An 11,613-nucleotide genomic window follows, 5' to 3' on the forward strand; every position below is an offset into this window, starting at 1 on the left:
GAATGCAGCCAGGGACGCTCCGCGTCCCAAGAGCGGACGCGGAGCGTCCGGTGAGGCATTCCCACGCGGAGCGTGGGAACGATCAATGAAAAAGGCGCCTGTCGAGGCGCCTTTTTTTGCAGCGGGTGTTTAGAACTTGTAACCCAAACCCACCATGTAAATGAACGGGTCCACATCAACGTCGACCTTGGCCCGGGTGCCCGGTGCGACGGCGTTGTTTTCCACGGTCGCGGTGGTGTCGATGTCGATGTAGCGCACTTGGGCGTTGATCATTACGTTGTCGGTCAGCATGTAGTCGGCACCGACCTGCCAGGCCAGACCCCAGGAACTGTCCGCCTTGAAGTTACTGAAACCGTTGGCGGCGGCTTCGCTGCTGACGTGTTCGTCGTAGATCCAGGTGTAGTTGATACCGCCGCCGATGTACGGCTGGAACGCGGACTTGGAATCGAGTGGGTAGTAGACCAGGCTCAGGGTCGGCGGCAGGTGTTTGAGCGTGCCGAGTTTGCCGTTGGCGGCGCCGAGCGCGGTGCCTTTGAGCTTCACGTCATGCTCGAACGGCGAGGCCGCGAGCAGTTCGATTCCCAGGTTGTTGGTGATCATGTAGGCGAAGTTCAGACCCAGTTGCGTGTCGCTGCTCATGGTGGCCTTGCCACCCAGATCGGCGCCCTTCAGCGGGCCTTGATCGACCTTGACGCTGGAACTGTCGGCATCCGGGTTGACGGTGATCGCACCGGCCCGAACGAGGATGTCACCGGCGGTGTGAGCATGGGCGAGCGGGGCTGCGAGCGCGAGGGCGAACAGCGAAGCGCAGAGCAAGGACTTGTGCATGGGGGGCTCCAAAGGACGTTAAAAATGTTCGATGTCCAATGGTAGGGATCCAACTGATACGGTCTTTTGACTCAGCTCAATGAAACAGTGATGGCCTTGATTTTTGCGGAACCTTTGATGGCCTCTTCGCGGGCAAGCCTCGCTCCTACGGGGCTTGCGTGGCCTCTGTAGGAGCGAGGCTTGCCCGCGAAGGTGTCCTCACTATCAAAACATAACTACCGGTCACTGCGGCAGTTCATACGCATAAATCTTGTCCGCCTCCATCTGATACCCGGCATCTGCCAACTCGCTGGTGGATGCTTTCACCTGCAACGAACCTTCGATCCAGTACGGCTGATACAGCTCATCAAGCTTCACGCCGACTTCGCTTTTGACATGCACGATCTGGTTCGACGGTGGCGGCGGTACATGGATGCAGGCGCCGAAATATGGCACCAGCAGAAACTCCGTGGTACGACCTTCTTCACTGACTTCCAGCGGCACGATGTACCCCGGTAAACGAATGTTCTTGCCGTCGAGGCTCTTCACCACCGGCGCGTTCGGCATGTCCTGCTTGGCCGCTGGCGCCGATTCTGCGGACAACGCATCGCTCATCTTCGACAGGTCATGCAGGGGCGTCATGTTCGGCACTTCTGGCGCCGCATCCGGCGGGATCATCTCCGACCAGGTCAGGTCTTTTGGCTCGGCCGCCCACAGCGGAAGGGCAACCAGCATCAATAGCGCAAGCACAGCGCGGGGCATCATTAATGTCCTCATAGTCGGATTGACAGGCCATCGGCCAAGGATTGGCGATACGCGCGCCAGGCCGGCACGCTGCCCATCAGCAGCGCGGCGATCAGGATGCCACCGAGCAGCGTCCATTCATATTCACTTGGCCAGGCCAGCGGCAAGTACAAGCCATAATTCGCCTGCACGTAACCCTGCGCCACAGCGATGCACACATACAACAGCGCCACACCGGCAATCACCCCGGACAACGCCAAGGCAAAGGCTTCCAGCACCAGCAAGGTCGCAATATGCCACGGCCGCGCGCCCACCGAACGCAGAATCGCCATCTCGCGGCGCCGCTCGTTGAGGCTGGTGAGGATCGCCGTGAGCATGCCGATCAACCCGGTCAGTACTACGAACAGCGAGACGACGAACAAGGCTTTTTCCGCCGTGCTCATCAAACTCCACAGCTCCTGCAATGCCACACCCGGGAGGATCGCCAGCATCGGTTCGCCACGGAATTCGTTGATCTCCCGTTGCAGCGCAAACGTCGAAATCTTGCTGTTGAGGCCGAGCATGAACGCGGTGATCGCTTGCGGCGTCAGGTCCATGTTGCGCGCCTGGTCGGCACTGATCCGCCCGTTGCCACGTGCCGGAACGCCGTTGTGCCAGTCGACGTGAATCGCTTCCATGCCGCCGAGGCTGATGTGCAGCGTGCGGTCCACCGGGGTGCCGGTGCGTTTGAGAATGCCGACCACGGTGAACGGTTTGTCGTCGTGTTTGACCAGGCTGATCACCGCTACGCCATGGGCCAACACCAGTTTGTCGCCGAGCTTGTAATGCAGTGCATTGGCCACTTCGGCGCCGAGCACCACTTCGAACGGATCGCTGGCGAAGGCACGGCCGTCGGCCAGTTCGAGGTGCTGTTGATGGCCGTACTGGTAATGCTCGAAGTACGCCTCGGTGGTGCCCATCACCCGATATCCGCGATGGGAATCGCCGAGGGACATCGGGATCGCCCACTTCACTTTCGGGTTGTTGGCGAAATGTTCGAAGCTGTCCCAGCGGATGTTGTTGGTGGCGTTGCCGATGCGGAACACCGAATACAGCAGCAGATTCACCGAGCCGGAACGCGCGCCGACGATCAGGTCGGTGCCGCTGATGGTGCTGGCAAAACTGGCCTTGGCCTCGGTGCGCACCCGCTCCACGGCCAGCAGCAGGCAGACCGACAGGGCGATGGCGAACGCGGTGAGGATCGCGGTGAAGCGACGGTTAGCCAGGCTGGCCATGGCTAGACGAAACAAATACATCTCAAACCTCGGACGGGGTGGCGGCGCGATTGAGATCGGCCAGCGACAGGTGGCGATCGAACAGCGGCGCGAGGCTCTGGTCATGGCTGACGAACAACAGGCTCGACCCGGCTTCGCGGCATTCGGCGAACAGCAGGCGAATGAAGTTCTCGCGGGCGTCGTAGTCCAGCGCCGAGGTCGGTTCGTCGGCGATCACCAGTTCCGGCTGACCGATCAACGCACGTGCGGCGGCGACCCGTTGCTGCTGGCCGATGGACAGCGAATCGGCGCGGCGGCTGAGGATGTTTTCATCCTTCAGGCCCAAGTGGGCGAGCAGGGTGGCCGCGGCTCGATCGACGCTGCCGTGGCGCTGTTTCGCCCGTTCGGCACGCAGTTTGGAGAAGTGGCAGGGCAACTCGACGTTCTCGCGTACCGAGAGAAACGGCAGCAAGTTGAACTGCTGGAAGATGTAGCCGGTGTGATCGACGCGGAAGTGGTCGCGGGCACCGGCAGAGAGTTCGGTCAGCTCCTGGCCAAGCAGGCGAATGCTGCCGCGATCTGGCTTTTGCACGCCACCGAGCAGGCCGAGCAGGGTGGTCTTGCCACTGCCGCTGGGGCCTTTGAGGAACAGGGTTTCACCTGGCATAAGACGAAACGCCGGGATGTCCAGCAGTGGCGGATGACCGGGCCAACTGAAGCCCAGGTCGGACAGTTCGATGAGTGCTTGGGTCATGTGAAACCGGTCAGGTTGGTGGTGAACCCTGTGGGAGCGGGCTTGCTCGCGAAAGCGGTATTTCAGTCACATCATTGCTGTATGTGCTGCCGTCTTCGCGAGCAAGCCCGCTCCCACATTGGATTGGTGTGTCGGATCAGAATTTCAGGGCTGCAGCCTTGGCTGTTACTTCAACCCCTTGCTGCCCGCTCGGGCTGATCAGTTGTACCTGAATCTTCTGGGTGGCCGGGAATGTGTTGAAGATATTCGCCAGGTCCAGGGTCTTCAGCGCGCCCGGGGCCGAGCAGCTGAGTTGGTAATGGGCGTGGATCTCGCTGTGGTCATGGTGGTGCTCGTGACCGTCCTTGTCCGCTTCGTCGTGGTCATCGTCGGCATCCGGTTTGTCACCGAACAGCGGGCTTTCCAGTTCCTGAGTCGCGACCACGCAACCGGCGGCTTTTGGCAGGTTGAACAGCACCAGCGGTTTTTCCAGCTGCGTGCGGACGGCGGCGACTTTGGCCTTGTCGGCGTCAGTGGTGGCGGCGTGTTCGAAACCCACCAGGTTCATCGCCGGGCTTTCCAGCTCCAGCTCCAGAGTCTGGCCATCCAGCGCCGCATTCAGGCGACCGACGCCATGTTCGTGGGCGCTGAGGCTGCCATGTTCATCATGATCGTGATCATGCTCGACCGCCGCATGGGCGACAGCCAGCGGCAACAAGGCAAACGGCAAAGCGAGCAGCAGACGGCGCATGACGGGTCTCCGGAAAGTAAAATGAAAAGTTTGTTATGTAATCTTATAACGAAAGTGCGGAGAGTTTGACCGTCTGCTTGGCGTTGCGCAAGACCCATGGGAGCATGCGAGTCAGGTATGGCAGGAGCAGACTTATGTTGCGAATACGCGGAAGCATCGGCGACTGGCCGGTGGATTTGACGCTGGAACTGGATGAAGGCGACTGGGCGCAGCTCGGTGCGCAGTTGCAGGCAGCAAAACCGGAGGCGAGTGTTGCGCCCGCCAAACCGGTGAATCAGGACGATGCGCTGTGGCAGATCGCCCAAGAGTTGCTGCGCAAGGCCGGACAATTGAGCGGGCCGGATTTGCTGGAGCAGCTGGAAGGGCTGACCGGCAGCGCAGCGGCGGGCAAGCGCTTGTTGGTGCGCTTGCGCCACTGTGCAGACGTCAAAGTGGTGAGCGGCGGGGATACACCGCTGTACCACTGGATCGAGCCTGCGTAGGAATCGGGTTCACACGGACGGATCGAGTAAGCCGCAAAAAAGATCGCAGCCTGCGGCAGCTCCTACGCGGGATCTGTATTCCCCTGTAGCTGCCGAAGGCTGCGATCTTTTGATCTTAATAGAGCGCAGCAAACAACTTGCGACGGTACGTGGTCACCAGCGGGTGATCGTTGCCCAGCAGTTCGAACACTTGCAGCAAGGTCTTGTGCGGCAAGCCTTCGCTGTAGCTGCGATTGCGGATGAACAGCTTCAGCAAGGCATCCAGCGCCGCGTCGTATTGCTGACGGGCCAGTTGCTGGATAGCCAGTTGATAGACAGCCTCATCGTCCTGCGGATTTTTCGCCAGACGGGCTTTCAGGTCTGCCGCGTCCGGCAAATCCCTGGCCTGACCGAGGAACTGGATCTGCGCCTTGGCGCCAGCCAGGGCAGCCTTGTGCTCATCGGTCTTGACCGCGTCGAGCACGATTTGCGCTTCACCCAGTTCGCCGCGCTCAGTCAGGCAGCGGGCGTAGAGAATCAGCGCCTTGGCGTTGGTGTTGTCTTCAGCCAGCAGTACTTTGAGCGTGGCTTCGGCGTCGGCGAAACGGCCGTCATCGAACAGCGTCTGAGCCTGTTCGAACGGGTCGGCCGCAGCGGGCGGCGGCATTTGCACGTGGGGCTCGAGCATGGTGCGCACTGCCGACTCCGGTTGTGCACCGGCAAAACCGTCCACCGGTTGACCATCCTTGAACAGCACCACAGTCGGCAGGCTGCGAATGCCGAAGCGCGCAACAATGTCCTGCTCGATGTCGCAGTTAACCTTGGCCAGCAGCAACTCGCCCTGATAGCTCTCGGCGATGGTTTGCAGCATTGGCATCAAGGCCTTGCACGGCGCACACCATTCGGCCCAGAAATCCACCAGCACCGGTTTGTGAAAAGAGTTCTCGATCACCGACTGGTCGAAATCGGCAGTCGTGGCGTCGAAAATGTACGGCGTTTCCTGACTCATGGGGGATCTCGTAAAAGCGTGGATGTGGTCACTATAAGGCTTGGTGGGGGGTGGCTGAAAGCGGGGTGGCCATTGAGTGATGCGCTGCCTGACGGGACGTCTTCGCGGGCAAGCCACGCCGCGCGTGATAGAGGCTCACATGCCGAAACTCTTCGGGTTCGGCCAGATCCGGCAAGGTCATTGCCTCCAGCATTTCAATGCGCTGATACAACGGATGGCGAAAATCGCGCACCCGCGAATCCGCCACCAACGCTTCCCGGCCACGGCTGAGAAACTCGTCGAGCAACGGCAGGTTTGCCCGGTCGTACAACACGTCGGCCACCAGAATCAGATCAAACCGATCGGCCTCGGTGAAAAAGTCCGTCGAGTAGCTGAGCTGCACGCCATTGAGTTCGGCGTTCGCCCGACACGCGGCAATCGCCAACGGGTCCAGGTCACAGGCCACCACTTCCAGTGCCCCGGCTTTCACCGCCGCAATCGCGGCCACCCCGGAGCCGGCGCCGAAATCCAGCACCCGTTTACCTTCGACCCATTGCGGGTGCTCGGCGAGATAACGCGCCACGGCCAGCCCACTGGCCCAGCAGAAACTCCAATATGGCGGTTCGTGAAGAATGCGCCGGGTTTCTTCCGGGCTGAAGGCGCGATCCATATTGTCGCCATCGATCAGCCACAGTTTCAGTTCGGTGCCGGGTAACTCACAGGCTATAAGCTGTGCATCCCCAAGCAGCTCACCTAACGCCTGTTGCAGGTCGAGCGGTGCAATCATGGCGCTTTGACGAATTGCAGCTGACCCAATGCCTGGGTGGTTGGCTGTGTGATCATTTGCGCCGGCAGATGCAGAATCAACTGCCCGGACTGGCTGGCGCGGCCGCGAAGTTCGACGCGGGCGCCGGCCGGAAAGGATTCAGGGTTGAAGCGCAGGCGAAACGGCAACACTTGATTGGTACCGATCAGGTTGGCACTGGCGAGCAATAGTTGCGGACGATCCTTTTCGTCGATCACCAGCAACGCCAGTTCGACTTCGGCATCGGCCGGCACGCCCAGCAGGGTGCCACTGATTTCACGTTGGTAAGCCGGCAGCGGACCGAGCTCGGCCGATGCCTTGGCTTTCTTCTGCGCCTGTTGCGGTGCAGGGCCGGGCGTTGGCGGCTGGGGCTTGGGCGCATCGCTGCCACAGGCCACCAACAGGCTGAAAAGACTGAGCAAAATGAGTGGTCGTAAAGACATTGGCGGCTCCAGCAAACGAAATCCATAAACAGCCAGTCTGTATACCGCAAACCCTATGGCTTGTCTTGCCACGGGGATGCGCTACCATGGCCCTCCCATTTTTTGTTGCCTGCCACCATGCACTGTCCCTTCTGCGGTGCCAACGACACCAAGGTCATCGACTCGCGTCTGGTCGCCGAGGGCGAACAGGTGCGCCGCCGGCGTGAATGCCTGGCCTGCGGCGAACGTTTCACGACGTTCGAAACCGCTGAACTGGTGTTACCGCGCCTGATCAAAACCGACGGCAGTCGCCAGCCGTTCGACGAAGAAAAACTGCGTGCCGGCATGCAGCGGGCGCTGGAGAAGCGCCCGGTGAGTGTCGAGCGCCTCGAATCGTCGCTGGTGCACATCAAACACAAGCTGCGCGCCACGGGCGAGCGCGAGGTCAAATCCCTCGTGGTCGGCGAACTGGTGATGGCCGAGCTGAAGAAGCTTGATGAAGTCGCCTATATCCGCTTCGCTTCGGTGTACCGACGCTTCCAGGACCTCAACGAGTTCCGCGAAGAGATCGATCGCCTCGCCCGTGAGCCGGTGAAAGAATGACCACCTCCCCCGAACAAGCCATCCTCGACGCGCATTACATGGCCCGGGCCCTGGAACTGGCGCGCAAAGGTCATTACACGACGCATCCCAACCCCCGGGTTGGCTGCGTGGTGGTGCGTGACGGGCAGATTGTCGGCGAAGGCTGGCATGTGCGCACCGGTGAGCCCCACGCCGAAGTCCACGCCCTGCGCGCCGCTGGCGACAAGGCGCGGGGCGCCACGGCTTACGTGACGCTTGAACCTTGCAGCCACCACGGCCGTACACCACCCTGCGCGGATGCATTGGTGAATGCCGGTGTGGCGCGCGTCGTTGCGGCGATGCAGGACCCGAACCCGGAAGTCGCCGGTCGCGGTCTGCAGCGCCTGGCCCAGGCCGGTATCGCCACTGAAAGCGGCGTGCTGGAAGGCGAGGCGCGCAAGCTCAATCAAGGCTTCCTCAAACGCATGGAACATGGCTTGCCGTTCGTGCGGGTCAAGTTGGCGATGAGCCTCGACGGTCGCACGGCGATGGAAAGTGGCGAGAGCCAGTGGATCACCGGGCCGGCGGCGCGTTCGGCGGTACAGCGTTTGCGCGCCGAGGCCAGCGTGGTGCTGACTGGCGCCGACACGGTACTGGCGGACAACGCGCGTTTGACCGTGCGTGCCGACGAGTTGGGTCTGGACGCTGAACAAACGGCCTTGGCCATGAGCCGTCCGCCGCTTCGCGTGCTGATCGACGGTCGCCTGCGGGTGCCGCTGAATGCACCGTTCTTCAAGGCCGGTCCGGCACTGGTCGCCACGTGTGTCGCGGTGGAAGAACAATACGCCAACGGCCCGGAATGCCTGATCGTGCCGGGCGATGATGGCCAGGTCGATCTGCATCAGTTGCTGGTCGAACTCGCCAATCGTGGCGTCAATGACGTGCTGGTCGAGGCCGGCCCACGACTGGCTGGCGCATTTGCCCAGCTCGGGCTGGTGGACGAATTCCAGATCTTCATCGCCGGCAAGTTTCTCGGCTCCTCGGCCCGACCCTTACTGGACTGGCCACTGGCGCAGATGAAAGACGCGCCCGAGCTCAAAATCACCGAAATCCGTGCGGTTGGCGATGACTGGCGAGTCACTGCCATCCCTGTGCCATCGGCGAGCGTATAATTCCTGGCCATTGCTCTAGCGCTGGCTCTGTTCTCGAGGAGGACTCCATGTTTACCGGCATCATCGAATCCATCGGCAGTATTCGTGCATTGACCCCAAAAGGCGGAGATGTGCGGGTCCACGTAGAAACCGGCAAGCTCGACCTGAGCGACGTCAAACTGGGCGACAGCATTGCGGTCAATGGCGTGTGCCTGACCGCGGTTGAATTGCCGGGCAATGGCTTTGCGGCGGACGTCAGTCGCGAAACTCTCGACTGCACCGCCATGAATGACCTGAAAAGCGGCAGCCCGGTGAACCTGGAAAAAGCCCTGACCCCGACCACGCGTCTGGGTGGGCATCTGGTCAGCGGTCACGTCGATGGCGTGGGCGAAGTGGTTGCCCGCACCGAAAATGCTCGCGCTGTGGAGTTCCGCATCCGTGCCCCGAAAGACCTGGCCAAGTACATCGCCCATAAAGGCTCGATCACCGTCGACGGCACCAGCCTGACCGTGAACGCAGTCGATGGCGCCGAGTTCTTGCTGACCATCATTCCGCACACCTTGAGCGAAACCATTATGGCGTCGTACCAGCCGGGTCGCCGGGTGAATCTGGAAGTCGACTTGCTGGCCCGTTATCTGGAGCGCCTTCTGCTCGGCGACAAGGCTGCAGAGCCCACATCCAGTAACATCACTGAAAGCTTTCTGGCCGCCAACGGCTACCTCAAATCCTGAAGCTCAAATTTCGAAAGAAGGGGGGTGCCTTGTGGCGCTCAATAGCATCGAAGAACTGGTTGAAGACATCCGCCAAGGCAAGATGGTCATCCTCATGGATGACGAAGACCGCGAGAATGAAGGCGACCTGATCATGGCCGCCGAGTGCTGCCAGCCTGAACACATCAACTTCATGGCCAAGCACGCCCGTGGCCTGATCTGCATGCCGATGAGTCGCGAGCGCTGCGAACTGCTCAAGCTGCCGTTGATGGCGCCACGCAACGGTTCCGGTTTCGGCACCAAGTTCACCGTGTCCATCGAAGCCGCCGAAGGCGTGACCACCGGTATCTCCGCGGCCGACCGTGCGCGCACCGTGCAAGCCGCTGCCGCCAAAGACGCCAAGGCTGAAGACATTGTCAGCCCCGGCCACATCTTCCCGCTGATGGCACAGGCCGGCGGTACGCTGGCCCGCGCCGGTCATACCGAAGCGGCCTGCGACCTGGCGCGCATGGCCGGTTTCGAGCCGAGCGGTGTGATCTGCGAAGTGATGAATGACGACGGCACCATGTCCCGTCGCGCTGAACTCGAAGCGTTTGCCGCCGAACACAACATCAAGATCGGCACCATCGCCGACCTGATTCACTACCGGATGATCCACGAACGTACCGTTCAGCGGATTGCCGAGCAGCCGCTGGACAGCGAATTGGGCCAGTTCAACCTGGTGACCTACCGTGATTCGGTGGAAGGCGACGTGCACATGGCTCTGACCCTGGGCACCGTGTGCGCCGAAGAGCCGACGTTGGTTCGGGTTCACAACATGGACCCGCTGCGTGACCTGTTGATGGTCAAGCAACCCGGCCGCTGGAGCCTGCGCGCCGCCATGGCTGCGGTTGCCGAGGCTGGCAGCGGCGTGGTGCTGTTGCTCGGTCACCCGCTCGATGGCGACGTATTGCTGGCGCACATTCGCGAAACCGCGGATCACAGCGCAGTGAAAAAACCGACCACCTACAGCATCGTCGGTGCCGGTTCGCAGATCCTTCGCGACCTTGGCGTGCGCAAAATGCGCCTGATGAGTGCGCCGATGAAATTTAATGCGATATCCGGTTTCGATCTGGAAGTTGTAGAATACGTGCCCTCCGAATAATGACCGGCAATTTGCGGGCCTGTATTCGCGGTTAACACATCACTGAGGGACGCGTAGAAAACGCGTCCCGGCTCTTTAAGAGATCTAACGAATGACCCTGAAGACCATCGAAGGTACCTTCATCGCCCCTAAAGGCCGCTACGCTTTGGTAGTGGGCCGTTTCAACAGCTTCGTCGTTGAAAGCCTGGTCAGCGGTGCAGTTGATGCCCTGGTTCGCCATGGCGTGAGCGAAAGCGACATCACCATCATCCGTGCGCCTGGCGCCTTCGAAATCCCGCTGGTTGCGCAAAAAGTCGCTCAGAAGGGCGAGTTCGCGGCAATCATCGCCCTGGGCGCAGTCATTCGTGGCGGTACTCCGCACTTCGAATACGTGGCGGGCGAATGCACCAAGGGCCTGGCCCAGGTGTCCATGGAGTTCGGCGTACCGGTCGCTTTCGGCGTACTGACCGTTGATTCCATCGAACAAGCCATCGAACGTTCCGGCACCAAGGCCGGTAACAAAGGTGCTGAAGCTGCCCTGTCCGCCCTGGAAATGGTCAGCCTGCTGGCGCAGTTGGAGGCCAAGTGATTAGCGACGAAAGTGATCGTTTCAACCCGCGCGATCCAAAGCCTGCGGATGCCGGCAAGCCATCGAAAAGCGTCAAGCGTCGCGAAGCCCGTCAGCTCGCGACTCAGGCGCTGTACCAATGGCACATGGCCAAGCAGTCGCTGAACGAGATCGAAGCGCAGTTTCGGGTCGATAACGATTTCAGCGATGTCGACGGCGCCTACTTCCGTGAAATCCTGCATGGGGTTCCGGCACAGAAGGACCGGATCGACGCCGCACTGGCGCCATGCCTGGACATCACCATCGAAGAGCTGGACCCGGTTGAACTGGCCGTTCTGCGCCTGTCCACCTGGGAGCTGCTCGAGCGCGTTGATGTGCCATACCGCGTTGTGATCAACGAAGGTATCGAACTGGCGAAAGTCTTCGGTTCCACCGACGGCCACAAGTTCGTCAACGGTGTGCTCGACAAGCTGGCCCCGCGTCTGCGTGAAGCTGAAGTGAAGGCGTTCAAGCGCTGATCGGCGCTTGGAATGTCG

Annotated in this window: 14 protein-coding genes and 1 pseudogene; 7 read left to right on the top strand and 8 right to left on the bottom strand. The window is 61.0% G+C overall.

What is annotated here, in order from left to right:
• Positions 1 to 129 precede the first annotated feature (129 nt).
• The 5 genes from AC1RQB_RS07760 to AC1RQB_RS07780 form a co-directional block, all read right to left on the bottom strand.
• The gene (locus AC1RQB_RS07760) at positions 130 to 828 is read right to left on the bottom strand and encodes an OmpW/AlkL family protein (RefSeq protein WP_008073932.1); all 699 of its coding nucleotides are present in this window, start codon (positions 826 to 828) and stop codon (positions 130 to 132) included.
• A gap of 222 nt (positions 829 to 1,050) precedes the next feature.
• The gene (locus tag AC1RQB_RS07765; RefSeq protein WP_032830564.1) at positions 1,051 to 1,569 is read right to left on the bottom strand and encodes a DUF3299 domain-containing protein; all 519 of its coding nucleotides are present in this window, start codon (positions 1,567 to 1,569) and stop codon (positions 1,051 to 1,053) included.
• A gap of 11 nt (positions 1,570 to 1,580) precedes the next feature.
• Complete coding sequence (locus AC1RQB_RS07770) at positions 1,581 to 2,846, bottom strand: ABC transporter permease (RefSeq protein WP_063342395.1); 1,266 nt, start codon at positions 2,844 to 2,846, stop codon at positions 1,581 to 1,583.
• 1 nt (position 2,847) lies between these two features.
• Entirely contained in the window at positions 2,848 to 3,558 is a 711-nt protein-coding gene (locus AC1RQB_RS07775; RefSeq protein WP_063342396.1) for an ABC transporter ATP-binding protein, read from the bottom strand.
• Positions 3,559 to 3,694: 136 nt separating this feature from the next.
• A complete protein-coding gene (locus AC1RQB_RS07780) occupies positions 3,695 to 4,288 on the bottom strand; it encodes a DUF2796 domain-containing protein (RefSeq protein WP_008073936.1) in 594 nt (197 codons plus the stop codon).
• A gap of 134 nt (positions 4,289 to 4,422) precedes the next feature.
• Between AC1RQB_RS07780 and AC1RQB_RS07785 the strand changes: the two genes are divergently transcribed.
• On the top strand, positions 4,423 to 4,770 hold the full coding sequence (locus AC1RQB_RS07785) for a hypothetical protein (protein WP_008073938.1): 348 nt from the start codon (positions 4,423 to 4,425) through the stop codon (positions 4,768 to 4,770).
• 115 nt (positions 4,771 to 4,885) lie between these two features.
• On the opposite strand, the gene trxA is transcribed toward AC1RQB_RS07785, so the two are convergent.
• The 3 genes and pseudogenes from trxA to AC1RQB_RS07800 form a co-directional block, all read right to left on the bottom strand.
• Positions 4,886 to 5,758 (bottom strand): thioredoxin, encoded by an 873-nt coding sequence (trxA, locus tag AC1RQB_RS07790; RefSeq protein WP_063342397.1) that lies wholly within the window; start codon positions 5,756 to 5,758, stop codon positions 4,886 to 4,888.
• 115 nt (positions 5,759 to 5,873) lie between these two features.
• A pseudogene (locus tag AC1RQB_RS07795) lies at positions 5,874 to 6,524 on the bottom strand (class I SAM-dependent methyltransferase); the annotation flags it as partial.
• Positions 6,521 to 6,985, bottom strand: a complete 465-nt coding sequence (locus AC1RQB_RS07800) for a YbaY family lipoprotein (RefSeq protein WP_008008962.1) — start codon at positions 6,983 to 6,985, stop codon at positions 6,521 to 6,523. The gene AC1RQB_RS07800 and the pseudogene AC1RQB_RS07795, both read right to left, overlap by 4 nt.
• Positions 6,986 to 7,102: 117 nt before the next feature.
• On the opposite strand from AC1RQB_RS07800, the gene nrdR reads away from it, so the two are divergent.
• The 6 genes from nrdR to nusB all read left to right on the top strand — a co-directional run bounded on the left by nrdR (position 7,103) and on the right by nusB (position 11,595).
• Positions 7,103 to 7,567 carry a transcriptional regulator NrdR gene (gene nrdR / locus AC1RQB_RS07805; RefSeq protein ID WP_007906838.1) on the top strand — a complete coding sequence of 155 codons (465 nt, stop codon included), beginning with the start codon at positions 7,103 to 7,105 and terminating at the stop codon, positions 7,565 to 7,567.
• Complete coding sequence (ribD, locus tag AC1RQB_RS07810) at positions 7,564 to 8,697, top strand: bifunctional diaminohydroxyphosphoribosylaminopyrimidine deaminase/5-amino-6-(5-phosphoribosylamino)uracil reductase RibD (RefSeq protein ID WP_063342398.1); 1,134 nt, start codon at positions 7,564 to 7,566, stop codon at positions 8,695 to 8,697. The genes nrdR and ribD overlap by 4 nt, the downstream gene beginning before the upstream one ends.
• A gap of 47 nt (positions 8,698 to 8,744) precedes the next feature.
• Positions 8,745 to 9,407, top strand: coding sequence for a riboflavin synthase (locus AC1RQB_RS07815; RefSeq protein ID WP_007906836.1), 663 nt, complete (start codon positions 8,745 to 8,747; stop codon positions 9,405 to 9,407).
• 31 nt (positions 9,408 to 9,438) lie between these two features.
• Positions 9,439 to 10,530 (top strand): bifunctional 3,4-dihydroxy-2-butanone-4-phosphate synthase/GTP cyclohydrolase II, encoded by a 1,092-nt coding sequence (gene ribBA / locus AC1RQB_RS07820; protein WP_007906834.1) that lies wholly within the window; start codon positions 9,439 to 9,441, stop codon positions 10,528 to 10,530.
• Positions 10,531 to 10,621: 91 nt separating this feature from the next.
• Positions 10,622 to 11,098, top strand: a complete 477-nt coding sequence (gene ribH / locus AC1RQB_RS07825; RefSeq protein WP_003228649.1) for a 6,7-dimethyl-8-ribityllumazine synthase — start codon at positions 10,622 to 10,624, stop codon at positions 11,096 to 11,098.
• Positions 11,095 to 11,595 (top strand): transcription antitermination factor NusB, encoded by a 501-nt coding sequence (gene nusB, locus AC1RQB_RS07830; protein ID WP_007906833.1) that lies wholly within the window; start codon positions 11,095 to 11,097, stop codon positions 11,593 to 11,595. The genes ribH and nusB overlap by 4 nt, the downstream gene beginning before the upstream one ends.
• The last annotated feature ends 18 nt before the right edge of the window (positions 11,596 to 11,613 follow it).

Source organism: Pseudomonas sp. GW822-FHT02E03 (genome assembly GCF_058802325.1).